Source organism: uncultured Zoogloea sp. (genome assembly GCF_937894855.1).
GTDB lineage: Bacteria > Pseudomonadota > Gammaproteobacteria > Burkholderiales > Rhodocyclaceae > Zoogloea > Zoogloea oryzae.
The window spans coordinates 1-26,588 of the sequence record NZ_CALAYQ010000145.1 but is presented as its reverse complement, the minus strand read 5'-3'; the positions used below and the strand labels follow the sequence as shown (position 1 = coordinate 26,588).

The window sequence follows — 26,588 nt, the reverse complement described above, 5'->3', positions numbered from 1 at the left end:
TGGCGTCCGGCCCGATCTGCGGCGTGACGCCCTTGGGCATGCGACCGGCGGCGAAGTTGAGGTATTCGAGCACCCGGGAGCGCGCCCAGTAGATGTCGGTGCCGTCCTCGAAGATTACATACACGAAGGACGCGCCGAAGAACGAGAAGCCGCGCACCACCTTGGATCGCGGCACCGACAGCATCGCCGTGGTGAGCGGGTAGGTGACCTGATCCTCCACCACCTGGGGCGCCTGGCCGGGGAACTCGGTGTAGACGATCACCTGCACGTCGGAGAGATCGGGCAGGGCGTCGATGGGAGTGCGCAGCAGGGCGAAGACGCCGGCGAACACCACGAAGGCGGTGGCGAGCAGCACCAGCACCCGGTTACGGCCGGACCAGTCGATGAGCTTGGCGAGCATGGGGGCGCTCCGTCAGTGGCCAGCGTGGGCGGCGGCCGGGCGGATCGCGGTGATCACCCATTCGCCCGGCGCACGCTCGACGAACTCGAAGGCCACCTTCGCCCCCGGCTTGAGGCCGGCCTGCAGCGACGGGTTGGCGAACTTGAACTCCATGCTCATCGCCGGCCACTTGAGGCTGGCCACCGGGCCGTGGGTGAGCATCACCGTTCCGTCGGACACGTCGATGCTCTCCACCACGCCCTCTGCCTTGTGCCCCACGCTGGTGGCGGCGGGCTGGGGTTGGGCGAAGCTGCCGAGGGCCGCCTTGAGGTTGCTCTCCGCGTCGATCAGGAAGTTGGCGGCCACCACCACGGTGTCGCCCGCCTTGAGGCCGTCCAGCACCGTCACCCGCTCGTCGCTGCGCTTGCCGAGCTTCACCTCCCGCGGGGTGAAGCGGCCTTCACCCTCGGCGATCAGCACCACCTGGCGGGTGCCGCTGTCGATCACCGCCGAGGTCGGCACGGTGAGCACCGGCGCGCTGCTGCCGGCATTGATCTCGATGCGGGCGAACATGCCCGGCTTGAGGAGCAGGCCCGGGTTGGCCAGCTCGACCCGCACCGGCGTCGTGCGGGTGTCGGCGTTAACGCTGGGGTAGAGATAGGCGATGCGGCCGTCGAAGGTCTTGTCCGGATAGGCATCGACCCGCACCTTCACCGGCGCACCCACGCGGGCGGCGGCGATGTCCTGCTCGAAGACGTCGGCCATCACCCACAGGCGGGAGAGGTCCGCCACCTGATACAGCGCCTCGCCGGGCATGAAGCGGGCGCCCTGGACGGCCTTCCTCTCGGTGACGATGCCCGCCACCGGCGACTGGAAGCTGATCGTCCGCGTCGCGGCGCCGGACTTGGCGAGGGCGCGCAGCTGGGCGTCGGAGATGTCCCAGTTGCGCAGGCGGATGAGGGCCGATTCGGCCAGCTGCTTCATCCCGGCCTGGGCCTCGCTGCCGGCACCCTTGAGCGCCTCGACGCCCTGGGCGGCGATCTGGTATTCCCGCTGGGTGGCGACGAGCTCGGGGCTGTAGGCCTCGAACAGCACCTGGCCCCGGGCCACCGGCTGGCCGGTGACATTGACGTGCAGGCGCTCCACGTAGCCCTCGAACTTGGGGGCGATGGTGTAGAGGCGCTGCTCGTCGGGCTCGACCCGCCCGGCGGCGCGGATCTGGCCACCCAGGGCGCGCAGCTCGGCGGGCTCGGTGCGCACGCCGAGCTTCTGGATGCGCTCGGCGCTGATCTTCACCTGTCCGGCGGGCGCGGGCGTGGCTTCCGCTTCGCCTTCGTACACCGGGATGTAGTCCATCCCCATCGGGTCTTTCTTGGGGGTGGGTGAGGTGTCGGGCAGGCCCATCGGGTTGCGGTAGTAGAGCAGCTTGCGGGCGGGCTTGGCGTCGGCGGCGGGCGCAGGCGGCGTGGCGCTGCGGGTGCCGAACCAGTAGCCGCCGGCGGTGCCGCCCACGGCGATCACGGCGGCAAGGGCGAGGGCGGCGGGGGATTTCACAGGTCTTCTCCAACGATGCGTTCGATCTCGGCGAGGCTCATCTGGGCCTCGAACTGGGCCTTGATGCGGCTCTGGCGGGCAATGCGGATCTGGCGCTGGGCGTCCATCAGGGTAGCAAAATCCACCTTGCCGTTCTCGTAGGCGGCCAGCGCGGACTTGAAGCTGAGGTCGGCCTGGGGCAGCAGGCTGGTGGCGATCAGCGCTTCGGTGCGACGGGCGGCGTCGAAGGCCGAGCGCTGGCCTTCGAGTTCGCCCAGGGTCTGGTTGGCGGTGGCGTCGAGGCGGGCGCGGGCGGCGGAGAGCATGGCCTCGGCCTCGCGCTCCTGGGCGCGACGGCTACCCTGCTGGAGCGGCAGGTTGAGCTCGACCATCAGCTCCCATTCCTTCACGCTGCCCTGGTACTGGATGGGCGAGACGCCGAGGGTGAAATCGGGGTAGCGGTTCTTGTAGGCCAGCTCGCGGCCTTTTTCGGCGGCGCGGACCTTGGCCTCGTCTGCAAAGAGCTGCGGATTGCGGGCGCGCACCCGGGCTTCGAGCGCGGCGGCATCCAGCGCGGCCGGCGGCGGCAGCGGGCGCAGGCGCGTGGGCGCCTCCAGCGGTGCGCTGGCCGGGCGGGCGAGCAACGTATTGAGGCGTGCGCGGGCCTGGCGATCCTCGTTGTCGAGGGAGAGGAGCTCGGTGCGCATGCCGGTCTGTTCGATCTGGGCGCGAATCACGTCCTGCTGGGCCGCGAGACCGCCGGCGTAGCGGGCCTGGGCGACCTTCTCGAGGCGGGTGGACAGATCGAGCAGCTCGCGGGTGAGCGCGGTGTTGTGGTGGATGTACTGGTACTGGGCGTAGGCGGTCTTGATGCGTGCGGAAAGCTCGGCCCAGGTGCCGGTGGCCCGGCCTTCGGCGGCCTGGGCCTCGAGCTCGGCGATCTCGCGCTTCAGCTCGCGCTTGCCCAACCAGGGCACGTCCTGCATCAGCAGGTAGCGGGTGCTGCCCACCCGCGCCGGCAGCACCGAGGGGTTCTGCTCGCCCATGCGGGTGATGTCGCGCAGCTCGGTGCGGAACTTCGGGTCGGGCAGCGCGCCGGCCGGGACGATGCGCTCGGCGGCGGCCTCGGCCTCGTAGCGCATCGCGGCGTATTCCGGGTTGCGGCTGCGGGCGTAGTCGAGGAGCGATTCGAGGCTGGCGCCCGGCGTCTGGGCCTGGGCGGTGGCGGCGAGCGCCAGCAGCAGCGCGGGGGCGAGGTGGCGGATCATGGCGGCAGCCGGCGCGGCTCAGGGGCGTTCGATGCGGGTGACGGTGAGCACGCCGCCGGTGTCTTCCATCCCGAAGCGGATCTTGTCGCCGGCCTTGAGCTGGTCGAGCCACGCGGGGTTCTTGACACCGAAGGCCATGGTCATCGCCGGCATGCCGTTAGGGAGCGGGCCGTGGGAGAGGGTGAGCTTGCCGGCGGTTTTGTCCACCTTCTTGACGGTGCCGTCCACCAGGGTTGCGGCGGCAGGGGCTGCGTGATTGTGGCCGGCGTGCTTGTCGGCGGCCAGGGTGGGCGTGGCGGCGAGAATGGCGAGGGCGGCGAGCAGGGCTTTCATGACGATTCCTTGAAGGGTTTTGGCTGATTTTGGCAAGCCGAGCCCGACAGGAAGCTGACCCGAAGATTACATCTCTGTAATCTTGGGCCAGGCGCGCCGGTCCACGGCAGACTGGCCGCCGCTCAAGGTGATGGAAGGGACTGCGTTGAAGATTCTGATCGTCGAGGACGAACCGAAGACCGGGGATTACCTGCGCCAGGGGCTGGCCGAGGCCGGGTTCACCGTTGACCTCGCCCGCACCGGCCTGGATGGGCTGCACCTGGGCCTGGCCGAGGCCTACGACCTGATCGTGCTCGACGTGATGCTGCCGGGCCTCGACGGCTGGCAGGTGCTGGAGACCCTGCGCAAGGCCGGGCGCGAGACGCCGGTGCTTTTCCTAACCGCCCGCGACAGCGTGGACGACCGGGTGAAGGGGCTGGAGCTGGGCGCCGACGACTATCTGGTGAAGCCCTTTGCCTTTGCCGAGCTGCTGGCCCGGGTGCGCACGCTGCTCCGCCGGGGCACCAAGACCAAGGAGCTCGACGCCCTGCAGGTGGCCGATCTGGAGCTGGATCTCCTGCGTCGCCGGGTGACCCGCGCCGGCCGGCGGATCGACCTGACCGCCAAGGAATTCGCGCTGCTGGAGCTGCTGCTGCGTCGCCAGGGCGAGGTGCTGCCGCGCTCGCTGATCGCCTCCCAGGTGTGGGACATGAACTTCGACAGCGACACCAACGTGGTGGAGGTGGCCGTGCGCCGCCTGCGGGCCAAGATCGACGACGACTTCGAGCCCAAGCTGATCCGCACCGTGCGCGGCATGGGCTATGTGCTGGAGGCGCCCCCATGCCCGTGAGCGGCCGGCGCACCTCGCTCACGGCGCGGCTCACGCTGCTGTTCGCGGCCGCATCGACGGTGGTGCTGCTGGTGCTGGGCTGGATCGTCGCCGGTTCGGTGGAGCATCACTTTGAAGAGCAGGACATGGCCGAGCTGAACGGCCGGCTGGTGCAGGTGGGCCGCCTGCTCGACAAGCTGCACTCGGCGGCCGAGCTCGACGGCGCGCTGCGCCAGCTGGAGGATTCGCTGGTCGGCCACCACGGCATCACCATCGCGGTGCTCGGGCCAGACGGCGTGATCCACAGCGCCGGCCACGGGGCGGCGTTTCCGGTGGCGCGGCTGGGCAGTGGGCCGGCGGACGGCCAGCCCCAGGTGTGGGAGGACGAGGGCTCGGCGTACCGGGGCCTGGTGGCGCCGGTGGCCACGGGTATCCCCGGCGTGCCGACGCTGCGGGTGGGCGTGGCCACCGACATCGCCCATCACCGCAGCTTCATGGATTCGTTCATGCACACCCTGTGGTGGGTGGTGCTGGGGGCGTCGCTGGCCACCGGGCTGCTGGGCTGGTTCGCCGCCCGCCGGGGGCTCGCGCCGCTCCGCGCGATGGGCCACCGGGCTGCGGAAGTGAGCGCCCAGCGCCTCGACCACCGCCTGCCCGCCGACACGGTGCCTGCGGAGCTCGCCGAGCTGGCCGATTCCCTCAACGACATGCTGGCGCGCCTGGAGGAATCCTTCCGGCGGCTGTCGGATTTTTCGTCGGATCTCGCCCACGAGCTGCGGACCCCGGTGAGTAACCTGATGACCCAGACCCAGGTGGCGCTGACCCGCGCCCGGGACGCTGACGCCTATCGGGAAGTGCTCGAATCCAACGCCGAGGAGTTCGAGCGGCTGTCGCGCATGATCGGCGACATGCTCTTCCTCGCCAAGGCCGAGAACGGCCTGATCGTTCCGGGACAGACGCGCTTTCCGCTGGAAGACGAGGTGTCGGCGCTGTTCGAGTTCTACGGCGCGGTGGCCGAGGATAACGGCGTCACCCTGCGCCTTTCGGGCCGGGCCGATGTCGCAGGCGATCGCCTGATGCTGCGCCGGGCCATCGGCAACCTGCTCTCCAACGCCCTGCGCCACACACCGGAAGGCGGTACGGTGACGGCCACCGTGGCACCGGCAGTGGATGAATCAGGCCGGCCCGGCGAGCGCCTTGCGATTGCCAACACCGGCGAGCCGATCCCGGCGGAGCACCTGCCGCGCCTCTTCGACCGCTTCTATCAGGCGGACGCCGCGCGCCGCCACGGGGGCGAGGGCGCCGGCCTGGGGTTGGCGATCACCCGCTCGATCCTGCGTGCCCACGGGGGCGAGGTGACGGCCCGCGTCGAAGGCGGGCAGAACGTTTTCGAGATGTGGCTGCCGTCTGAGGACTGAGCGCGCCGCCTAGGGCTTGGTCGGAGAAGCGACGGCGATCTGGGCCAGCAGCGCGTCGTTGAAGTGCAGGGCCTTGAGGGCCTCGGGCGGGGGCACGATCGGCGGGCCCTCGATGGGCATGGGCTGGATGTCCGGCGGGTTGTCATCCACACCGGCCTTGCGCGCCAGGGCGTAGTCGATCTCCTTCTGCACCCATTCGGACTGAGCGGCGGAGGTGGACCAGAACAGGTAGAGCACGTCGCAGTTGTCGATCTCCCGGTACAGGGCTTTCTCCCAGCGCATGCCGGGCTCCAGGTCGAGAATGTCCTGGAAGACGGTGATGCCCGTCTGGCGGATGCCCTGGACGCGCTTGAGCACTTCGGCGCGGTCCTTCGACGAATACGAGATGAAGGCGCGCCGGTAGCGCCGGGCGCGGACTTCGCGGGCGCTGGCGTCCTCGACCGGCGTACCGGCCGCCGCCAGTGCCACCTGAAAGCGCAGCGCGCCACTCGGTACGCCATTGACGGCAAAGCGGATGCGGCCGATGGCGCTGGCGCCCGGCGCGTCGGCGGGCACCTCCACGTCGAACTGCACCGGCGTGATCCGCCCCCGCCAGGTGATGAAGGCGTCGGGCTCGGTCACGGTGAGGCCGGGCATATCGAGATGCAGGTCGATCCGCGCACCGCGGGGGATGTCCAGCGGCAGGGAATAGCTGCCGCGCCGGGTGGCTGTGTCGTCAGCCTGACGGGCCTGGGCGTCCACGGCAGCGGCGGATTCCGGCGGGTACAGGAAGCACTGGACGAGGAAGCTGCTTTCCCGGGCCACCGTGGGTGGGCAGAACACGGCGGAATCCACCGCTTCGGCGTTGGGCGGCGTGGCGGGCTGGGTGCTGCGGTCGGCGGCGGGCAGGGCGGGTGCGGCCAGCGGCGCCGGGGCCGGCGGCGGAGGCGGCTCCGGTGGTTCGGCGCCGGCGGTTGGGATCTCGAAGGTCGGCATCTCGAAACTGCGCGCGGGTGGTTTGGCGTGCTTGAAGCTCGTCTCGTGGTGATGCACGCCCGGGCTCGACGGCTGCCCGCCCAGCAACTCGTCGCCGCCACCCGTGGAGCGGGAATGGAGACCGAAGTCCGGCTTGTCATCGGAAAACCCGAACCCCCGACCGGTCCGGAGCGCGTCGAAGTTCAGATGCCGGTTTGACTGGTCGATGGTCGGCCGGAGCGCGGCCAGCGTGGGCGGAAGCGAGTGCAGCGGATTGCCGGCGACGCGGAGTTCGGCCAGCTTCGGGAGTTGGGCGAGGATGTCCACATCCACCAACTGGTTGCCGCTGATGTCCAGGTAGCGCAGCGCCTTGAAGCTGGTGATGCGCGGGTCGAGGTGCGTGAGCTGGTTGTCGCCCAGGTCGAGCCATTCAAGATCGACCAGCAACCACAGCTCGTCGGGCAGCTCGGTCAGCCCATCGCCGCGCAGGCTGAGGGTGGCGGGGTGGGTGCGCTGGGCTTCGGCAATGGCGCGGCGGGCGCGCTCGATGGGGTTGGTCATGGCGGGGCTCCCGGGTGGGTTTCCATCTTCATAGCGTAGCTCAAGCGGGCGGGCATGGTTCGGCATCGGCGGGTTTTGTCGGCGGCGGCGGGGACGCACGGCAGACGCGGCTTTCCGGCGCATCGCCCAGGCCCTACAATCCGCCGCGTCCTGACGGGAGTTCACCTTGCATTTCACACCGCTGCCACCCGGGCTGATGCTGGTTCACGGCAATCGCCCCGAAGCCCTGCGCGACCTGCTGGTCGCGTGGATCCGGCGCTATCCGCTCGCCCCGCTGGAAACCGAGACCCTGCTGGTGCACAGCAACGGCATCGCCCAGTGGCTGCGCCTGGCGCTGGCCGAAGACCCGGCCGAGGATGGCGTGGGTGGGGGCTGCGGGATCGCGGCGGGGCTCGACATGTCGCTGCCGTCGCGCTTTCTGTGGCAGGTGTATCGGGCCGTGCTGGGCCGCGACGCGGTGCCGGAAGTCTCGCCCTTCGACAAGCCGCTGCTCCTGTGGCGGCTGATGCGCCTGTTGCCCGACGTGATGGGCGAGCCGGCCTACGCGCCGCTGCGGCGCTTTCTGGCGTCCGACGCCGACCTGCGCAAGCGCTTCCAGCTGGCCGAGCGGCTGGCGGATCTGTTCGACCAGTATCAGGTGTATCGCGCCGACTGGCTGGCCGCGTGGGCCGAAGGCGACGACGTGCTGATCCGCGCCGGCGGCGATCGCGTGCCGCTTCCCGACGAGCAGCGCTGGCAGGCCAGCCTGTGGCGGGCGCTGCTGGCCGACGTGGGCGGCGGCGCAGCGGGGCAGGGGCGCGCCGCGGTGCACGAGGCATTTTTGGATCGGGTGGCCGCCTGGCCCGATGACGCGCCGCGCCCGGCCGGGTTGCCGCGGCGGGTGATGGTGTTCGGCATCTCGGCGCTGCCGCGGCAGTCGCTGGAGGCGCTCGCCGCCGTGGCTCGCTGGTCGCAGGTGCTGATGTGCGTGCACAACCCCTGCGAGCACTACTGGGCCGACATCGTCGCCGACAAGGATCTGCTCCGCGCCACCCGTACGCGCCAGCGCCGCCGCGAGGGCGCGCCGGAGACCATCCCCGACGAGGCGCTGCACCTCCACGCCCACCCGCTGCTGGCAGCCTGGGGAAAGCAGGGGCGCGATTTCATCGGCCTCCTCGACGAGCACGACAGCGACACCAGCCGGGCCGGCTATCAGCACCACTTCGCCGCCCTCGGCAAGCGCATCGACCTCTTCGACAGCCACGGGAGCGATTGCCTGCTCAACCAGCTGCAGGACGACATCCGCGACCTGCGCCCCCTGGGCGAGAGCCGCGAGCGCTGGCCGGCGGTGTCGCCCGACGACGCCTCGATCCGCTTCCACGTGGCCCACAGCGCCCAGCGCGAGGTGGAGATCCTCCACGACCAGCTCCTCGCCGCCTTCAACGCCGACCCGACCCTGCGCCCGCGGGACGTGATCGTGATGGTGCCGGACATCGACGCCTTCGCGCCGCACATCCAGGCGGTGTTCGGGCTGGTCGATCGGGACGACCCGCGCTTCATCCCCTTCAGCATCGCCGACCAGGGCCGGCGCCACCACGACCCGCTGGTCAATGCCATCGCCCGACTCCTCGACCTGCCCACCGCCCGGCTGACGGTGAGCGACGTGCTCGATCTGATGGAGGTGCCGGCCCTGCGCGCCCGCTTCGGCATCGCCGAGGACGACCTGCCGCTGCTCCACCGCTGGATCCACGGCGCCAAGATCCGCTGGGGCCTGCACGCCGCCCATCGCCAGAGCCTGGGCCTGCCGAACGCCCCCGAGGCCAACAGCTGGCTGTTCGGCCTGCGGCGGATGCTGCTGGGCTACGCGGTGGGCGCCGGCGCCGCGCCGTGGCAGGAGATCGAACCCTTCGACGAGATCGGCGGGCTGGACGCCGCGCTGCTGGGCCCGCTGGTGGCCTTCGTCGAGCGCCTCGACGCCACCTGGCAGACCTTCCGCGAGGACGCCGACGTGCCCGGCTGGTGCGCCCGCCTGCGCGGCCTGATGGCGGATTTCTTCGCCCCGGACGACAGCGCCGACGCCTTCACCCTGCAACAGCTCGACCAGGCCCTGGCGCGCTGGCTCGACGCCTGCACCGCCGCCGGCCTCACCGCGCCGCTGCCGCTGGCCGTCGTGGGCGAGCACTGGCTGGCGCAGCTGGACGACGGCGGGCTGTCCCAGCGCTTCTTTGCCGGCGTGGTGACCTTCGCCACGCTGATGCCCATGCGGGCGATTCCCTTCCTCCGGGTGTGCCTGCTGGGCCTGAATGACGGCGACTACCCGCGCACCCGCGCGCCGATGGACTTCGACCTGATGGGCCGCGATTACCGCCCGGGCGACCGCTCCCGGCGCGAGGACGACCGCTATCTCTTCCTCGAGGCGCTGCTGTCGGCGCGGGAGCACCTGCACGTGTCGTGGGTCGGGCGCAGCATCAACGACAACACGCCACGCCCGCCGTCGGTGCTCATCGGCCAGCTGCGCGACCACCTCGCCGCCGGCTGGCGGCTTGCCGGGCGTGACGACGGCGACGCGCTGCTCGCCCACCTCACCGTCGAGCATCGCCTGCAGCCCTTCAACCCGGATTACTTCCCGGCCGATCCGGCGGCGTCGCGGCTGTTCACCTACGCCAGCGAATGGCACATCGCCGACGACCGCCCGGCGCCGGATGCCACGCTGCCTGCGGTGGCGCGGGACGAGCCGCTGACGATCCGCGAGCTGGCGGCCTTCCTGCGCGATCCGGTCAAAAGTTTCTTCCGCCAGCGCCTGCGGGTGGATTTCGAGCAGGACGATCCCTCCAGCGAAGACCAGGAGCCCTTCGATCTGGATGGCCTGCAGAAGTGGGGCCTGTGGAACGAACTCATCGCCGCCCAGGCCGAAGCGATCCATGCCGGTTCCGAGCCCACCGAAGCGCTGGAAGCCGGCCTCGAACGCATCGCCCGCCGGGGCGAACTGCCGGCCCGGGCCTTTGCGCTCATCAAGCGGGACGAGCTCGCCGCGCCGATGGCCGATCTCTTCGCGCGCTACGCCGCCGGCCTCGCCGAATGGCCGCAGCCGATGGAGGGCGACGCCGAGATCAGTTACCGCAGCACAACCGCCGGGCTGGAGCTCGACGACCGCCTGCACGACCTTCGCGTGAATGACGACGAGCTTCGCGGCCGGGTGGTGCTGGAGCCCAGCGACGTGGTGAAGGACGGCAAGTACCGCCGGCACAATCTGGTCAAGCACTGGGTGGCTCACCTGGCCGGGCATCTGGCGGGCGGGCCGCTCACCACGCTGGTGGTGAGCAAGGTGGGCAACGTGCGTTTCGAGCCGCTGGAAGTGGACGACGCCCGCGCCCAGATCGACGCCCTGATCGCCGCCTGGCAGGACGGCCAGACCCGCCCACTGCCCTTGCCGGTGAAGACCGCTTTCGCCCACCTCGCCGACGTGGACGGCAACAAGAACACCGCGCCCCAGGCCTACGAAGGCGGCTACAACGCCCCGGGCGAAGTGCAGACCAGCCCCTACCTGCAGCGGGTGTGGCCGGATTACGCCAGCCTCACCGCCAGCGGCGAATTTGCGCAGCTCGCCGAGCACCTGCTGCGGCCCCTCTACGCGGCAACGTTTTCTGCCAAATCCGCGGCCAAGGCTGCCGAGAAGGGCGACGCCCGATGAACCCGACTTCCCTCGACCCCCTGCGTTTTCCCCTCAAGGGCAGCCGGCTGATCGAAGCCAGCGCCGGCACCGGCAAGACCTTCACCATCGCCGCGCTGTACCTGCGGCTGGTGCTCGGCCACGGGGGCGACGCCGCCTTCAGCCGGCCGCTCGACCCGCCGGAGATCCTGGTCGTCACCTTCACCGACGCGGCCACCAAAGAGCTCCGCGACCGCATCCGCGCGCGGCTGTCCGAGGCCGCAGCGGGCTTTCTGGCCGATCCGGCCACTATCGAGCCCCAGCCGCCGGGCGCCGATCTGCTCCACGACCTGCGCGCCGAGTATCCGCCGGAAGACTGGGCCGGCTGCGCCCGCCGGCTCCAGCTCGCCGCCGAATGGATGGACGAGGCGGCGGTGTCCACCATCCACGGCTGGTGCAACCGCATGCTCCGCGAGCACGCCTTCGACAGCGACAGCCTATTCACCCAGCGCCTCGAAACCGACGAGGAAGACCTGCTGGCCGAGGTGGTGCGGGACTACTGGCGTAGCTTCATGTACCCGCTGGACGTGGACGCCGCGCGCCGGGTGAACGGCTGGTGGGGCTCGCCGGAAGGCTTGCAGTCCGTCGTCCGGCATCTGCTGCCCCATGTGGCGCTGCTGGGCAGTGGTCCGACGCCGGCCGAGGCCATCGAGCAGGCCGAGGCCTTGAAGCGCGAACGCATCAAGGAACTCAAGGCGCCGTGGGCTGCATGGGTGGAAGAGCTCCGCACGCTCTTCGACGGTGCCCGGGCGAAGAAGCAGTTCGACGCCCGCAAGCTCAACCAGGCCAACTGCGAACGCTGGCTCGCCGCGCTTGAGATGTGGGCCGGCGACGATACCGACAAACCCGCACTCACCGATACCGCCTGGACGCGCCTCACGCCCGAAGGCATCGCCGAGATCTGGCGCGACGGGGAGCCGCCCGCGCACAAGGCCTTCGAGGCCATGGCCGGGCTGGGCGCCGCACTTGCAGGCCTGCCCGAAGGCCACGACGAAACCCTCGCCCACGCCGCCCGCTGGGTGGCCGAGCGCTTTGCCATCGAACAGGCCCGCCGCGCCCAGATGGGCTTTGACGACCTGCTCGGGCGCCTCGATGCGGCGCTCGCCGGCCCCAACGGCCCGCGCCTCGCCCAGCTCATCCGCAACCAGTTTCCGGTGGCGCTGATCGACGAGTTTCAGGATACCGACGCCATCCAGTACCGCATCTTCGACGCGGTGTATCGCGTGGCCGACAACAGCGATGCCACCGGCCTCGTGCTCATCGGCGACCCGAAGCAGGCCATCTACGCCTTCCGCGGCGCCGACATCCACACCTACCTCGCCGCCCGCCGCGCCACCGCCGGCCGGCTGTACACCCTGCGGCGCAACTTCCGCTCGACGGAGGGCATGGTCGCCGCCACCAACCGCTGCTTCGAGATCGCCGAAAACCGCGAGACGGGGCAGGGCGCCTTCCTGTTCCGCAGCAGCGACGGCAACCCGGTGCCCTTCCTGCCCGCCGAGGCCAAGGGCCGCGACGACGTGCTGGTGGCCGAAGGCGCGCCGCTGCCGGCGCTCACCGCCTGGCGCCTGCCCGCGCCGGATGACGGCAAGGCGCTCACCAAGGATGCCTACCTCAGCGACATGGCCCAGGTGTGCGCCGGCGAGATCGCCCGGCTGCTCAACCTGGGCGCCGCGGGCGAGGCCGGTTTCGACGGTGAGAAGGGCCGACGCGATCTGCGCCCGTCCGACATGGCTGTGCTGGTGAATAACCGCAACGAAGCCGACACCATCCGCGCGGCGCTGTCCGAGCGGGGCGTGCGCAGCGTTTATCTTTCGGAGCGCGAATCGGTCTTCCAGCGCCCCGAGGCCGGCGACCTGCAGCTGTGGCTCGCCGCCTGCGCCGAGCCCGACGACGGCCGCGCCCTGCGGGCCGCGCTCGCCACCGCAACCCTGGGCCTGGGCTGGGCGGATCTCGACCGGCTTAACTACGACGAGCTCGCCTGGGACGCGCGCATCGAGCAGTTCCGCGCCTACCGCGAGTGCTGGCGCAAGCAGGGCGTGCTGCCGATGCTGCGTCGGCTCCTCAACGACTTCCGCGTGCCGGCGCGCCTGTTGGCCGCCGGCGGCAGCGGCGAGCGCAGTCTGACCGATCTGCTTCATCTGGCCGAACTCCTGCAACAGGCCAGCAGCCTGCTGGACGGCGAACACGCGCTGATCCGCCACCTGGCCGAGCAGCGCCAGGACGCCGCCGCGGGTGGCGACGCCCGCCAGATCCGCCTCGAGAGCGACGCCCACCTGGTGCAGGTGGTCACCGTGCACAAGTCGAAGGGGCTGGAATATCCGCTGGTCTTTTTGCCCTTCGCCTGTGCCTTCCGCGCAGCCAAATCCACCGACCTGCCGCTCAAGTGGCACGACGCCGACGGCCGGCTGCAGCTGGCGCTGGTGGATGACGGCACGGTGGTCGGCCGGGTGGATCGGGAACGCCTGGGCGAGGATCTGCGCAAGCTCTACGTGGCGCTCACCCGCGCCCGCTACGCCACCTGGATCGGCGTCGCGCCCCTCAAGGAGGTGGAGCGCAGCGCCCTCGGCTATCTGGTGGGCGGCAACCTGCAGGACGGGCTCGACCAGCTTGCCGATGGCTGCGACGTGATCGCGGTGATCGACAACCCCGAGCCGGCGCCCGATCTGTACGCCGGCCGCGACCAGACGGTTGTCGAAGGCGCCGCCCGTCAGCCGGTGCGCGCCGTGCGCGAAAACTGGTGGATCGCCAGCTATTCTGCCCTGCAGACCGCCGCAGCGAGTGCCGACACCGCGGCCGAGGATGTCTTCCGCGAGGCCGCCGATGCGGCTGCCGACGACAGCTCGCTTCCCGCCGCCGGCCCATCCGCAGCGCCGTCCGAAGGGGGCCGGCTGCACGACTTTCCCCGTGGCGCGTCGGTGGGGACCTTCCTCCACGAAATCCTCGAATGGGCCGCTGGCCAGGGTTTTGGCGTGGTGGCCACGGCACCGGCGCTGCTGCGCGACGCGGTCGCCCGGCGCTGCGCGGTGCGCGGCTGGGCGGCGTGGATCGACCCGCTGTGCGCGTGGCTGCAGGATTTCCTGCAGATGCCGCTGGGGGCGTCGGACGAGACCGGCTTCACCCTCGCCGGGCTGCCCGTGGCGGTGGCCGAGATGGAGTTCTGGATCGCCGCCCACCGGGTGGATCTGGCCGAGGTGGATCGCCTCGTGCGTGCCCACACCCTGGGCGGCGTCGAGCGGCCGCCCCTCGCGCCGGGCCAGCTCAACGGGATGCTCAAGGGCTTCATCGATCTGGTGGCCGAGCACGACGGGCGCTACTACGTGCTCGACTACAAATCCAACTGGCTCGGCCCGGACGACGCGGCCTACACGCCGGCGGCGATGGCCGCGGCGGTGCTCGCCAAGCGCTACGAGCTGCAGTACGTGCTCTACCTGCTGGCGATCCACCGGCTGCTCAAGCTGCGCAAGCCGGATTACGACTACGACCGCCACATGGGCGGGGCGATCTACCTCTTCCTGCGGGGCAGCCAGTCGCCCAGCCGCGGCATCCACGCCGAACGTCCGCCCCGGGCGCTGATCGAGGCGCTGGATCGCCTCTTCGCCCACGCCGCCGACCGGGAGGCCGCATGAGCACCGCCCGGCCGCCCGAAGGTGCTCGCACCGCAGCCCATGAGGGCGAAGGTATTCCTATGAACGCTGCGCTCAACGACACCGCCGCGACCCTCGCGCTGCTCGACCGCTGGGCCGACCACGGCTGGCTGCGTGGGCTGGATGCCGCCTTCGCCGCCTTCCTCGCCCGCGAGGTGCCCGACGCGCCGCCGCCGGCCATCCTCGCCGCCGCGCTGGCGAGCCACCAGCTGGGCCGCGGCCACGCCTGCCTGGATCTCGCCGACACCCTGGCCGATCCGGGCTTCGCGCTGTCGCTGCCCCCTGATGGTGACAGCAAGGGCGAGGGCGGGGGCGATGCCCGTCCGCCACTGCCCGCCGAGGTGCTGGCCGGGCTGGATCTGGCCGGCTGGCAGGCCGCGCTCACTCATCCCGAGCTGGTGGCCGACGGACCCGGCGCCACGCCGCTGGTGGCGGTGGGCCGGCGGGTCTATCTGCGCCGTTACTGGCAATACGAACGCTCGGTGCGCGAGGCCATCGATGCGCGCCTCGCCGCGCCCCTACAGCTTCCGGCCGACGCCCTGCGCGCCGCGCTTGACGCGCTGTTTCCGCCTGCCGCCAACGGGCTGGACTGGCAGAAGCTCGCCTGCGCGCTGGCCGCCCACAGTGCCTTTGCCATCGTCACCGGCGGCCCCGGCACCGGCAAGACGACCACCGTGGTGCGCCTGCTGGCGGTGCTGCAGACCCTGGCGCTGGCGGGCGATGCCGCACGTGCGCTGCGCATCCGCCTCGCCGCGCCCACCGGCAAGGCTGCGGCCCGGCTCAATGAATCCATTGCCGGCGCGGTGGCGAAGCTGCAGCTCGACGGCCTGCCCGACGGCGACGCGGTGCGCGCGGCGATTCCGGTGCAGGTGACGACGCTCCACCGCCTCCTCGGTAGCCGGCCGGATTCGCGCCACTTCCGCCACCACGCGGGCAACCCGCTGCCGGTGGATGTGCTGGTGGTGGATGAGGCGTCGATGGTCGATCTGGAGATGATGGCTGCGCTGCTCGCCGCGCTGCCGGCCCGGGCGCGGCTGGTGCTGCTGGGCGACAAGGATCAGCTGGCTTCGGTTGAAGCCGGCGCGGTGCTGGGCGAGTTGTGCCGCCGGGCGTCGGAAGGCCACTACACGGCAGAAACCGCCGGGTGGATCGCAGACGTGACCGGCGCGACGATTCCCGCGTCGCTCATCGACCCGGCCGGCACGGCGCTCGATCAGGCGGTGGCGATGCTGCGCTTCAGCCACCGCTTCCGCCACGACAGCGGGATCGGCCAGCTGGCGGCAGCAGTCAACGATGGCGACGTGGAGGCGGCCACCGGCTGCTTCGATGCAGGCTTTGCCGATCTCGCCCGCGTCGCGGTGGGCGAAGGTGCCGATGAGCGCGCGCTGCGCCGGCTGGTGGTGGAGGGCGACACCGGCAAGGCCTACGCCGGGGAGCGGCCGCTGGGCTACCGGCATTACCTCGAAACCTTGCGCGATGCCCGGCCGGCTGCCGGCGCCGCGCAGGCAGACATCGACGACTGGGCGCGGAAAGTGCTCGCCGCCCACGGGCAGTTTCAGCTGCTGTGCGGCCTGCGCCGCGGGCCGTGGGGTGTGGAAGGGCTCAACCGGCGGATCGCCGGCTGGTTGAAGGAGGCGGGGCTGATTCCGGCGGCGGAGGGCTGGTACGCCGGCCGGCCGGTGCTCGTGACCCGCAACGACTACGGGCTGGGGCTGATGAACGGCGACATCGGCATCACCCTGGAACTACCCGGCGGCGTGCTGCGGGTGGCTTTCCCGGCTGGCGACGGCAGCGCCGGCATCAAGTGGGTGCAGCCCAGCCGGCTGCAGGCGGTGGAGACGGTGTTCGCCCTCACGGTGCATAAGTCCCAGGGTTCGGAATTCACCCATGTGGCGATGGCGCTGCCGGAGAGCCTGAGCCCGATCCTCACCCGCGAGCTGATCTACACCGGCATCACCCGCGCCCGGCAGTGGTTCACCCTGGCCGACGCGCCCGCGTCGACGGTGCTGGCGCGGGCGGTGGAGCGTCGGGTACTGCGGGTTTCGGGGCTGATGGCGGGTTAGGTGGCGGGTTGCGCGCGCAGGAAGGCCTCGGCCTGCTGCCGGGCGGCGGCAAAGAGCCGGTCGTAATCGGCCCGGGCAGCGGCGGTGTAGTTGCCAAACTCATGGGGCTGGCCTGAGCACAGGAAGGCCCAGCTGATGGCCGCGGCGGTAGCGTGGTGATCGGTGAGTGCGCCGAGGGCGTTGGCGAAGTCGTCCGGCGAATCGAAGCCTTCGACCTGCCCGGCTGCGGTGTAGTGGTCGAGCAGGGTTTTCATGATTCCGGCGTACGCCGCCAGCGCGCAGCCGGCGTCCCGGTGCTGGCCGAAGAGGAGCGCGGTGAACACCCGCAGCAGGATCTGGTTGATGCGGAAGGGCAGGGCGTCGATGGGCGCGCCGGCTTCGGGTTCGACCTCGGCCCACAGGGCGGCGTCGAGGCGGCGCAGGTAGTCGAGGGTGGCGTCGTCCAGTGCCGGGTAGAAGCGGAAGTCGAGCCATCTTTCCCGCTGGGCTTTCGGCTGGTCGGGGCTGGCGGCGCGGATGCGGGCCATCAGGGCGGGCGCCTGGGCGTCGAGATCCTCGATGTCGATCACCGTGAATACCTTCTCGAGCTCGTCGCGCAGGGCGCGGATGTCGTCGTCCGAGCTGCGCTCCCGCGACGGCAACCACCGCACCGGGCCGATGGCCAGCGCCGGGATGTCCTTGTAGAGATCGGCGTGAATGTTCTTGGTGAGGATCGCCTCCCGGTCGAACACCACGGTGGTCAGCGGCGCGCGGCCAGTGTCGATGAGGTGGTGCATCTCCCACAGCACGCTCTCGGTGATCGACGAGACGTACACCACAAAGTAATCCACCTGCCCGGCCAGCTGGGCGATGTCGTCCTTCCAGTGCAGCGCGTTGAGATGGACGGAGCGGATCGGCTGGTTGGCGGAGCGGATCAGCGCTTCGTAGTCGCCGTAAAAGTGACGCTGGGGGCCGATGGTTTCCCAGTACAGATCCTTCGGGCTCATGGCCTTGAAGAGGTCGAATTCGGCACCGAGCAATTCGCCCAGCTTATAGTTGAAGCGGGTGGTATCGACCGTGGCTATACCTACCGCCAGGGTGTCGCTGGCGGCAACGGCGGCTTCGTAGTCGAAGCCACGCAGATAGAGCACCCGCTTGCGGGTTGTGACGTGCATCAGCCGGTAGTTGGCCTGCTTGTGGGCGGATTCGACGTAGAAGTAGATGCCGCAGAAGTAGGCCAGCTTTTCCAGGTCGAGGGCGTTGAAATCCACCGGCAGCCGGCGGAAGGCCGGGCTGGCGTGGGCGTCTTCGTCCAGCAGGCCGGCGGCGCGCCAACGCTGGATGTTGTGCAGGAGCACGCCCAGGAAATGGGTGAACCAGGTGTAGAGAAAATAGCCGTGAAGGGCGCGGGCGCCGTCGTAGAGGGGCGTGGCGTCGCGGATGATGGTGGAAGGCGTGTCCGGCATGGCGGGTCTCCCGGCGGTGGGTGCAATTTGAGCATAGGCGCCGGCGCGGGGGCGTGGCAATCGGATCGCTCGAAGGTTTGGCGCAGGTCAACCGACGGCGCGGGCGGCTGTCAGATGCGGGTTCTGTGTGGCTTTGAGGCGGCCGTGAAATCCTGCCCACTTCGGGAAATCTCCGGGCGTAGAATCATGCCGTTTGCCCACCATCCCGACCCATCAGCCCGTCATGCCCCACGCCGCCATCGTCCAGCGTCTGATCGCTGCCCACCCACCCCGGCAGGATGCCTTGTTGCCGATCCTCCATGCCATCCAGGACGAACTCGGATGGGTGCCGCCGAAGGCCACGACGGCCATCGCCCAGGCGCTCAACCTGTCCCGCGCCGAGGTGCATGGGGTCATCAGCTTCTACCATCACTTCCGTACTTCGCCGCCGGGCCGGCAGGTGATCCAGCTTTGCCGCGCCGAGGCCTGTCAGGCCCGGGGCAGCGAGGCACTGGAAGCCCACGCGCTGGCGGCCCTCGGGGTGGGCTATCACCAGACGACCGCCGATGGCGCGGTGAGCCTCGAGCCGGTGTATTGCCTGGGCAACTGTGCCTGCGGGCCGTCGCTGCGGGTGGGCGACCAGATCATCGGGCGGGTAGACGCGGCGCGCTTCGACCGCCTGCTCGCCAGCTTGCGGGAGGAACTGCCATGAGCGTGCGGGTGTATGTGCCGGCGGACACCACCGCGCTGGCGGTGGGTGCCGAGGAAGTCGCCTTGGCGATTGCGGCCGGCGCGGCGGCGCGGGGCGTGTCGATAGAGTTGGTGCGCAACGGCTCCCGCGGGATGTTCTGGCTGGAGCCGATGGTGGAGGTGGCAACCCCGGCTGGCCGCGTGGCCTATGGGCCGGTGGACGTGGCCGACGTGCCGGGCCTGCTGGATGCGGGCTTTCTCACCGGCGGCGACCATCCCCTGGCCCTCGGGCCGACGGAGGAGATCCCCTTCCTCAGGCAGCAGGAGCGGCTGACCTTCGCCCGGGTGGGGGTGGTTGATCCGTTGTCGCTGGATGATTACGCGGCCCACGGCGGGCTGGTCGGACTGCGGGCGGCGCTGGCGATGAGCGCTTCGGGGATCGTCCAGGCCGTCACCGATTCGGGCCTGCGCGGGCGGGGCGGCGCCGCCTTCCCGGCGGGTATCAAGTGGCGCACGGTGCTGGGCGCGCCGGGCATTGAAAAGTACGTGGTGTGCAACGCCGACGAAGGCGATTCCGGCACCTTCTCGGATCGCATGCTGCTGGAGGGCGACCCGTTCTGCCTGATCGAGGGCATGGTCATCGCCGGGCTGGCGGTGGGGGCGAGCCGCGGTTACGTCTATTTGCGCTCCGAATATCCCCGCGCCTGGCGGGTGGTGAACGCGGCGCTCAAGCGCGCGCGGGAGGCCGGGCTGCTGGGGGACGACGTTCTCGGCTCGGGCCGGGCCTTCGACATCGAGGCGCGGCTGGGCGGCGGCGCCTACATCTGCGGCGAAGAGACCGCGATGCTGGAGAGCATCGAGGGCAAGCGCGGGCAGGTGCGCACCAAGCCACCACTGCCGGCGGTGAAGGGCCTGTTCGGCAAGCCGACAGTCATCAACAACCTCATCACCCTGGCCAGCGTGCCGGTGATCCTCGCCAAGGGGGCTGCGTTCTACCGGGATTTCGGCCAGGGCCGCTCGCTCGGCACGCTGCCGTTCCAGCTTGCCGGCAACGTGCGTCGGGGTGGGCTGGTGGAAAAAGCCTTCGGGCTCACCCTGCGCGCGCTGCTCGAAGACTTTGGCGGCGGCACCGCCAGCGGCCGGCCGATCCGCGCGGTTCAGGTGGGCGGCCCGCTGGGCGCCTATGTGCCGCCGGCGGATTTCGACCTGCCGCTGGATTACGAAGCCTTCGCCGCCTGCGGCGCGATGATCGGCCACGGGGGCGTGGTGGTCTTCGACGACACGGTGGACATGGCCCGGATGGCGCGCTTTGCGATGGAGTTCTGCGCCGAGGAATCCTGCGGCAAATGCACCCCGTGCCGCATCGGCTCGACCCGCGGGATGGAGGTCATCGACCGCATCATCGCCGGCGACGATCGCGTCGCTAACGCCGCGCTGCTGCAGGATCTGTGCAGCCTGATGACCGACGGCTCGCTGTGCGCGATGGGCGGGATGACGCCTTTCCCCGTGCAGTCGGCGCTCAGGCATTTTCCGGCCGATTTCGGCCTTGATTCCGGGGAGGCGCAATGAGCTGCCGCTGCCAGACCGATCTCGGCACGCCGCCGGTTACGTCGGACCACACCGTCACCCTGACCATTGACGGCCAGCAGGTTGTCGCAACCGCCGGCACCTCGGTGATGCGCGCCGCGCTGGAGGCCGGCATCCCGATCCCCAAGCTGTGCGCCACCGACACGCTTGAAGCCTTTGGCTCGTGCCGGCTGTGCCTGGTGCAGATTGACGGGCGGAGGGGCTATCCGGCGTCGTGCACCACGCCGGTGGAGGCGGGGATGCGCGTCGTCACCCAGTCGCCCAGGCTCGCCGAGCTGCGTCGCGGGGTGATGGAGCTTTACATCTCGGATCACCCCCTCGATTGCCTCACCTGCAGCGCCAACGGCAACTGCGAACTGCAGGACATGGCGGGCGTGGTGGGCCTGCGGGAGGTGCGCTACGGTTTAGCCGGTGACAACCACTTCGACGCCACCCATGCCGAGCCCAAGGACGAATCCAACCCGTACTTCAGCTTCGATCCGGCCAAGTGCATCGTGTGCAGCCGCTGCGTGCGGGCCTGCGAGGAAGTGCAGGGCACCTTCGCCCTGACCATCGCCGGGCGGGGTTTTGAATCGAAGGTGACGGCCGGCGCGGACGAAGGATTTCTCGGCTCGGAATGCGTCTCCTGCGGCGCCTGCGTGGCGGCCTGCCCGACGGCGACGCTGGCCGAGAAAAGCCTGATCGCCGCCGGTCAGGCCCAGCGTAGCGTGGCCACCACCTGCGCCTACTGCGGCGTGGGCTGCGGCTTCGTGGCCGAGGTGAAGGGCGAGCAGGTGGTGCGCATGGTGCCGGACAAGTCGGGCGGCGCCAACGCCGGCCACGCCTGCGTGAAGGGCCGATTCGCCTGGAGCTACGCCACCCACCCGGACCGGGTGACCACCCCGATGATCCGCGAGAGCATCGATGCGCTCTGGCGCAAGGTGTCGTGGGACGAAGCCCTGGCCTACGCCGCAAGCGAGTTCCGACGCATCCAGGCCAAGTACGGCCGGTTGGCGGTGGGCGGGATCACCTCGTCGCGCTGCACCAACGAGGAGACCTACCTCGTCCAGAAGCTGGTGCGCGCGGGCTTTGGCAACAACAACGTGGATACCTGCGCCCGGGTCTGCCATTCACCCACCGGCTACGGCCTCAAGCAGACCCTGGGCGAATCCGCCGGCACGCAGGATTTCGAATCCGTGCTGTCGGCCGACGTGATCGTGGTGATCGGCGCCAACCCCACCGACGGCCACCCGGTGTTCGGCTCGCTGCTCAAGAAGCGCATCCGCCAGGGCGCCGAGCTCATCGTGATCGACCCCCGCGCCATCGACCTGGTACGCACGCCCCACGTGGCGGCGGCCCACCACCTGGCGCTCCGGCCCGGCACCAACGTGGCGATGATCAACGCGCTGGCTCATGTGATCGTCGCCGAGGGGCTCGTGGATGAGGCCTTCGTCGCCGAGCGCTGCGAGGCCGAGGCCTTTGCCGCGTGGCGGGATTTCGTGCTGCGTGAAGAGAACAGCCCCGAGGTGGTCTCGGGCATCACCGGCGTGTCGGCGGATGCCATCCGCGCCGCGGCGCGCCTCTACGCCGGCGCCGGCAACGGCGCGATCTACTACGGCCTGGGCGTCACCGAGCACAGCCAGGGCTCGACCATGGTGATGGGCATCGCCAACCTCGCGATGGCCACCGGCAACATCGGCCGGCCCGGCGTGGGGGTGAATCCCCTGCGCGGGCAGAACAACGTGCAGGGCTCCTGCGACATGGGTTCTTTCCCCCACGAGCTGCCGGGCTATCGCTCGGTGGCCGATGCGGCGGTGCGCGAGGCGTTCGAGGCCCGCTGGGGCGTGGCGCTCGACCCGGAGCCCGGCTACCGAATCCCCAACATGTTCAACGCGGCGATTGCTGGCAGCTACAAGGGCATGTACGTGCAGGGAGAGGATCTGGCCCAGTCCGACCCGAACACCCAGCACGTGCATGCCGCGCTGCGCTCGCTGGAATGCCTGGTGGTGCAGGACATCTTCTTCAACGAGACGGCCAAGTTTGCCCATGTGTTTTTGCCCGGCTCGTCTTTCCTCGAGAAGGACGGCACCTTCACCAACGCCGAGCGGCGCATCTCGCGGGTGCGCAAGGTGATGGAGCCGCTCTCCGGCAAGGCCGACTGGCAGGCCACCCAGGCGCTGGCTCAGGCTTTGGGCGTGGAGATGGATTACCGCCACCCGTCCGAGATCATGGACGAGATCGCCGCGCTCACGCCCAGCTTTGCCGGGGTGAGCTACGCACGGCTCGATGCCGCCGGCAGCCTGCAGTGGCCGTGCAACGACGCGTCGCCCGCCGGCACGCCGATCATGCACACCGAGCATTTCACCCGCGGCCTCGGGCGTTTTGTCGTCACCGAATACGTGCCGACCACCGAGAAGGTCACCCGGCGCTTCCCGCTGATCCTCACCACCGGGCGCATCCTCAGCCAGTACAACGTGGGCGCCCAGACCCGCCGCACCGCCAACACCGTGTGGCACAGCGAGGACCGGCTCGACATCCATCCGCTGGATGCCGCCGACCGGGGCATCGCCGACGGCGACTGGGTGCACATCGAAAGCCGCGCCGGCGAGACGCGGCTGCGGGCGCGGGTGACGGAGCGGATGCAGCCGGGGGTGGTTTACACCACCTTCCACTTCCCGGATTCCGGCGCCAACGTGGTGACCACCGACAACTCCGACTGGGCCACCAACTGCCCCGAATACAAGGTGACCGCCGTTCAGGTTTCGCTGGGAGAGCAGCCCGCCCGCTGGCAGGCCGACTTCACCCGCCACGACGCCGACCAGCACGCGCTGCTGCCCCCAGGGCCGGACGCGTGACGGCGGAGGAGGGCGACGACTTTCCGGCGCTGCTCCGTGTTCCAGCCCGGCGCTTCGGGCCGGAGGGCGGGCGTGGGGTGGAGGATTCGGTCGTCGAGGAAGTGCCGGTGGCGCTGGTGTACAACGGCATCTCCCACGCGGTGATGCTCGCCACGCCCACCGATCTGGAAGATTTCGCCCTCGGCTTCAGTCTGAGCGAAGGCCTCATCGCCAGCCCAGCGGAGCTGCTGGAGGTGGAGATCAACGCCACCCCGCCAGGCATCGAGCTTCAGCTGCGTGTTACCGCGGAGCGTTTTCAGGGATTCAAGGCGACCCGCCGCCAGCTGGCCGGGCGCACGGGTTGCGGGCTTTGCGGTCGTGAAAGCCTGGAGCAGGCCATCCTACCTGTACCGCAGGTGGCCGGAACCCTTGCCGTGCCGGCCGGCGCGCTGACCCGTGCCATCGCCGCGCTGCCGGAGGTCCAGGGACTGCATCGCCAGAGTGGCGGCGTGCATGCGGCGGCGTGGGCCGGTATTGATGGCGAAATCCATCTCGTGCGTGAAGACGTGGGCCGCCACAACGCGCTCGACAAGCTCATTGGCGCCCTGCATCGCCAGCGCATCGACCCGGCGGCCGGCTTTGTGCTCATCACCAGCCGGGCGAGCCATGAGCTCGTTCACAAGGCCGCCAGCGCCGGCATCCAGCTGCTGGCAGCGGTGTCGGCGCCCACCGGGATGGCGGTGCGCAACGCGGAAGCGGCTGGCATGACCCTTGTCGGGTGGCTGCGGGGGAACGGGTTTTCGGTCTATTCGCGGGGCGACCGGATCACCGATCCGGCGGCCTGATCGGCCCGCGAGGCAGGTTTTTCCCGCACGGCGCCAGAAAAAGAAAAACCCGAGGGGCCTGGGCCGCTCGGGTTAAATCCACACCAAAGGAGGAGAGGGTGGAGGAGACAGAGCGAAGCATACGCCTCCGTATGGTTGCAGTGCAACATTCCAAATGTAATTAACCGTAAATTAAGTCACGGATGACGTGACGAGGCGGTCCTCACTCGCCCGGATTGCCTTTGTCATCGGCATCGCCGGCAATCTTCCGCTCCCGGAAGGTCTGCGGCGGAACGCCCGTCCAGGCCCGGAAAGCCCGGGCAAAACTCTTCTCGTTACGAAACCCCACCAGCGCCGAAATCTGCTTGATCGAGCGCTGGCTGCGGTTGAGGAGCTCGATCGCCCGGGCGCGGCGGGCTTCGTCCTTGAGTAGCTGGAGCGACGAGCCTTCGTCGCTGAGTTGCCGGTGCAGTGTGCGCACCGACACGTTGAGGCTGCCGGCGACGATCTCGGCAGTGGCCGCGCCGTTGGCCGGATCACGCAGAAAGCGTCGCACGCCTTCCACCAGCAGACGGTCGCGGCGGTATTGCAGCACCGTGAGGGGCAGGGCGCGCTGGAGCATGGCGCGCAAGGCCGCCTCGTCGCGGCGGATCGGCAGATCCAGGTAGCGCGCGTCGAAGCGGATCGCCGCCAGCTCGGCATCGAAGCGCAGCGGGCCGGGGAACATCAGCGGATAGGCGTCGGCGTGGGCCGGCGCGGGGAAGGGGAAGCGGCTCTCCAGCAGCGGAATCCGTGAATCGATCGCCCAGCAGGCGTAGCCCAGCACATAGCGCAGCAGCGTGACCTGGCAGAACTCGTGCATCTCGCCGAGGGGCCGGTTGAGGGTGATCGTGAGGGTGGCGACGGATTTATCCACCGCCAGCGCGAGGCCGATGTCGTCGGTGAGCAGCCGGTGATGGCGGCACCAGCGCTTGAGCGCCACGCCCAGATCGGGCGAGCCCAGCGAGGCCCGGCACAGCAGGCCGTAGCTGCCCCACGGCAGGCGGCGCGAGAACCAGCCCAGCGCCTCGTCGTCCAGCTCCTGCATCGCGTGGCCGGAAATGAGTTCCATCTGGGCGGCGGTGACGCGAGCGTCCGGATCGTCGAGCGCGGCCGGATCGATGTCGGCCCGGGCGAGGGCGCCGGCCGGGTCGATGCCATACCGGCGGTAGGCCAGCACGATGGCGCGGATGAAGGCGATGGGCGTGGCGGCGCGTCCCGGGCGGGACGGCGGTGGAGCGTCGGGAGTACGGATCGTCATGGTGGCGAAATCTTACCGCTTGAGATGATCGCGTGGCACGATTTGCAACCACGATGGCGCCCGCGGCCACCGCTGACCACGTACGCTGCGGGGCACTCGAACGGTGCATTGCACACGATTCGGCCCAGAGCAAACCGGAGGAGACAACCCATGAACATCCCCAGCCTGAACTTCCACCTCGGCGAAACCATCGAGGCCCTGCGCGACACCGTGCAGGCCTTCGCAGCCAGGGAGATCACGCCCCGCGCGGCCGAGATCGACCGGGACAACCTCTTCCCGGCTGACCTGTGGAAGAAGCTGGGTGACCTGGGCCTGCACGGGATGACCGCCCCGGAAGAATACGGCGGCACCAACATGGGCTACCTCGCCCACATCATCGCGCTGGAGGAAGTCTCCCGCGCCTCGGCCTCCGTCGGCCTGTCGTACGGCGCCCACTCCAACCTGTGCATCAACCAGATCCGCCGCAACGGCACCGAAGCCCAGAAGCAGAAATACCTGCCCAAGCTGATCTCCGGCGACCACATCGGCGCGCTGGCGATGAGCGAGCCCAACGCCGGCTCCGACGTGGTGAGCATGAAGCTGCGCGCCGACAAGAAGGGCGACCGCTACGTGCTCAACGGCTCCAAGATGTGGATCACCAACGGCGGCGACGCCGACACCCTGGTGGTGTACGCCAAGACCGACATCGAAGCCGGCGCCAGGGGCATGACCGCCTTCATCGTCGAGAAGGGCTTCAAGGGCTTCACCCACGGCACCCACCTGGACAAGCTGGGCATGCGCGGCTCCAACACCTTCCCGCTGTTCTTCGACGACGTGGAAGTGCCCGAAGAGAATGTGCTGGGCGGCGTGGGTAACGGCACCAAGGTGCTGATGAGCGGCCTCGACTACGAACGCGCCGTGCTGTGCGGCGGCCCGCTGGGCATCATGGCCGCCTGCATGGACGTGGTGGTGCCCTACCTCCACGACCGCAAGCAGTTTGGCCAGAGCATCGGCGAGTTCCAGCTGATGCAGGGCAAGGTGGCCGACATGTACTCCACCTGGATGGCCAACCGGGCCTACGTGTATGCCCTCGGCCAGGCCTGTGACCGCACCGACCACGCCCGCACCCTGCGCAAGGATGCCGCTGGCGCGATCCTGTACTCCGCCGAGAAGGCCACCTGGATGGCCGGCGAGGCGATCCAGACCCTCGGCGGCGTGGGCTACACCAACGAATACGCCACCGGCCGCCTGTGGCGCGACGCCAAGCTCTACGAGATCGGCGCCGGCACCAGCGAGATCCGCCGCATGCTGATCGGCCGCGA

The 26,588-nt window shown here is 70.0% G+C and carries 17 protein-coding genes; 10 read left to right on the top strand and 7 right to left on the bottom strand.

Annotation, left to right across the window (positions count from 1 at the left end):
- The 4 genes from Q0672_RS16400 to Q0672_RS16385 form a co-directional block, all read right to left on the bottom strand.
- On the bottom strand, positions 1–400 hold a 400-nt coding region (locus Q0672_RS16400; protein ID WP_298623952.1), incomplete at its 3' end, for an efflux RND transporter permease subunit.
- 12 nt (positions 401–412) lie between these two features.
- Complete coding sequence (locus Q0672_RS16395) at positions 413–1,933, bottom strand: efflux RND transporter periplasmic adaptor subunit (protein WP_298623950.1); 1,521 nt, start codon at positions 1,931–1,933, stop codon at positions 413–415.
- A complete protein-coding gene (locus tag Q0672_RS16390; RefSeq protein WP_298623948.1) occupies positions 1,930–3,180 on the bottom strand; it encodes a TolC family protein in 1,251 nt (416 codons plus the stop codon). Before Q0672_RS16390 ends, Q0672_RS16395 begins: the two co-directional genes overlap by 4 nt.
- 18 nt (positions 3,181–3,198) lie before the next feature.
- Positions 3,199–3,513, bottom strand: coding sequence for a copper-binding protein (locus tag Q0672_RS16385; RefSeq protein ID WP_298623946.1), 315 nt, complete (start codon positions 3,511–3,513; stop codon positions 3,199–3,201).
- A gap of 145 nt (positions 3,514–3,658) precedes the next feature.
- Here Q0672_RS16385 and Q0672_RS16380 point away from each other — a divergent pair, with 145 nt between their 5' ends.
- Both Q0672_RS16380 and Q0672_RS16375 read left to right on the top strand, forming a co-directional pair.
- Positions 3,659–4,342, top strand: coding sequence for a heavy metal response regulator transcription factor (locus tag Q0672_RS16380; protein WP_153163057.1), 684 nt, complete (start codon positions 3,659–3,661; stop codon positions 4,340–4,342).
- Positions 4,333–5,739 (top strand): heavy metal sensor histidine kinase, encoded by a 1,407-nt coding sequence (locus Q0672_RS16375; protein ID WP_298623943.1) that lies wholly within the window; start codon positions 4,333–4,335, stop codon positions 5,737–5,739. Before Q0672_RS16380 ends, Q0672_RS16375 begins: the two co-directional genes overlap by 10 nt.
- 9 nt (positions 5,740–5,748) lie before the next feature.
- Here Q0672_RS16375 and Q0672_RS16370 read toward each other — a convergent pair whose 3' ends face one another.
- Positions 5,749–7,254, bottom strand: a complete 1,506-nt coding sequence (locus Q0672_RS16370; protein WP_298623941.1) for a TIR domain-containing protein — start codon at positions 7,252–7,254, stop codon at positions 5,749–5,751.
- Between the two features lie 166 nt (positions 7,255–7,420).
- Here Q0672_RS16370 and recC point away from each other — a divergent pair, with 166 nt between their 5' ends.
- From recC to recD, 3 genes are read left to right on the top strand one after another with little or no spacing between them, the layout of a single operon-like run.
- Positions 7,421–10,924: an exodeoxyribonuclease V subunit gamma gene (gene recC / locus Q0672_RS16365; protein ID WP_298623939.1), complete on the top strand. Its 3,504-nt coding sequence runs from the start codon at positions 7,421–7,423 to the stop codon at positions 10,922–10,924.
- Positions 10,921–14,568 (top strand): exodeoxyribonuclease V subunit beta, encoded by a 3,648-nt coding sequence (recB, locus tag Q0672_RS16360; protein WP_298623936.1) that lies wholly within the window; start codon positions 10,921–10,923, stop codon positions 14,566–14,568. The genes recC and recB overlap by 4 nt, the downstream gene beginning before the upstream one ends.
- Positions 14,565–16,649, top strand: coding sequence for an exodeoxyribonuclease V subunit alpha (gene recD, locus Q0672_RS16355; protein ID WP_298623934.1), 2,085 nt, complete (start codon positions 14,565–14,567; stop codon positions 16,647–16,649). Before recB ends, recD begins: the two co-directional genes overlap by 4 nt.
- Here recD and Q0672_RS16350 read toward each other — a convergent pair.
- Positions 16,646–18,094 (bottom strand): hypothetical protein, encoded by a 1,449-nt coding sequence (locus Q0672_RS16350; RefSeq protein WP_298623932.1) that lies wholly within the window; start codon positions 18,092–18,094, stop codon positions 16,646–16,648. The two genes, recD and Q0672_RS16350, sit on opposite strands and share 4 nt — an antisense overlap.
- A gap of 223 nt (positions 18,095–18,317) precedes the next feature.
- On the opposite strand from Q0672_RS16350, the gene Q0672_RS16345 reads away from it, so the two are divergent.
- Genes Q0672_RS16345 through fdhD form a run of 4 tightly spaced genes read left to right on the top strand, consistent with a single transcriptional unit; the run spans position 18,318 to position 24,008 of the window.
- Complete coding sequence (locus tag Q0672_RS16345; RefSeq protein WP_298623930.1) at positions 18,318–18,785, top strand: formate dehydrogenase subunit gamma; 468 nt, start codon at positions 18,318–18,320, stop codon at positions 18,783–18,785.
- Positions 18,782–20,332, top strand: a complete 1,551-nt coding sequence (locus Q0672_RS16340) for an NADH-quinone oxidoreductase subunit NuoF (RefSeq protein ID WP_298623928.1) — start codon at positions 18,782–18,784, stop codon at positions 20,330–20,332. The genes Q0672_RS16345 and Q0672_RS16340 overlap by 4 nt, the downstream gene beginning before the upstream one ends.
- Positions 20,329–23,184 carry a formate dehydrogenase subunit alpha gene (fdhF, locus tag Q0672_RS16335; RefSeq protein ID WP_298623925.1) on the top strand — a complete coding sequence of 952 codons (2,856 nt, stop codon included), beginning with the start codon at positions 20,329–20,331 and terminating at the stop codon, positions 23,182–23,184. The genes Q0672_RS16340 and fdhF overlap by 4 nt, the downstream gene beginning before the upstream one ends.
- Positions 23,181–24,008 carry a formate dehydrogenase accessory sulfurtransferase FdhD gene (fdhD, locus tag Q0672_RS16330; protein ID WP_298623923.1) on the top strand — a complete coding sequence of 276 codons (828 nt, stop codon included), beginning with the start codon at positions 23,181–23,183 and terminating at the stop codon, positions 24,006–24,008. The genes fdhF and fdhD overlap by 4 nt, the downstream gene beginning before the upstream one ends.
- A gap of 202 nt (positions 24,009–24,210) precedes the next feature.
- Here the strand turns inward: fdhD and Q0672_RS16325 are convergent, their stop codons facing one another.
- Positions 24,211–25,287 (bottom strand): AraC family transcriptional regulator, encoded by a 1,077-nt coding sequence (locus Q0672_RS16325; protein WP_298623921.1) that lies wholly within the window; start codon positions 25,285–25,287, stop codon positions 24,211–24,213.
- A gap of 150 nt (positions 25,288–25,437) precedes the next feature.
- On the opposite strand from Q0672_RS16325, the gene Q0672_RS16320 reads away from it, so the two are divergent.
- On the top strand, positions 25,438–26,588 hold a 1,151-nt coding region (locus Q0672_RS16320), incomplete at its 3' end, for an isovaleryl-CoA dehydrogenase (protein ID WP_298623919.1).

Coding starts and splice junctions, on each gene's coding strand:
- Q0672_RS16340 (WP_298623928.1), top strand. CDS start 18,782: ATGAGCGTGCGGGTGTATGTGCCGGCGGACACCACCGCGCTGGCGGTG.
- fdhF (WP_298623925.1), top strand. CDS start 20,329: ATGAGCTGCCGCTGCCAGACCGATCTCGGCACGCCGCCGGTTACGTCG.
- Q0672_RS16390 (WP_298623948.1), bottom strand. CDS start 3,180: ATGATCCGCCACCTCGCCCCCGCGCTGCTGCTGGCGCTCGCCGCCACC.
- recB (WP_298623936.1), top strand. CDS start 10,921: ATGAACCCGACTTCCCTCGACCCCCTGCGTTTTCCCCTCAAGGGCAGC.
- recD (WP_298623934.1), top strand. CDS start 14,565: ATGAGCACCGCCCGGCCGCCCGAAGGTGCTCGCACCGCAGCCCATGAG.
- Q0672_RS16385 (WP_298623946.1), bottom strand. CDS start 3,513: ATGAAAGCCCTGCTCGCCGCCCTCGCCATTCTCGCCGCCACGCCCACC.
- Q0672_RS16375 (WP_298623943.1), top strand. CDS start 4,333: ATGCCCGTGAGCGGCCGGCGCACCTCGCTCACGGCGCGGCTCACGCTG.
- Q0672_RS16345 (WP_298623930.1), top strand. CDS start 18,318: ATGCCCCACGCCGCCATCGTCCAGCGTCTGATCGCTGCCCACCCACCC.
- Q0672_RS16350 (WP_298623932.1), bottom strand. CDS start 18,094: ATGCCGGACACGCCTTCCACCATCATCCGCGACGCCACGCCCCTCTAC.
- Q0672_RS16370 (WP_298623941.1), bottom strand. CDS start 7,254: ATGACCAACCCCATCGAGCGCGCCCGCCGCGCCATTGCCGAAGCCCAG.
- Q0672_RS16325 (WP_298623921.1), bottom strand. CDS start 25,287: ATGACGATCCGTACTCCCGACGCTCCACCGCCGTCCCGCCCGGGACGC.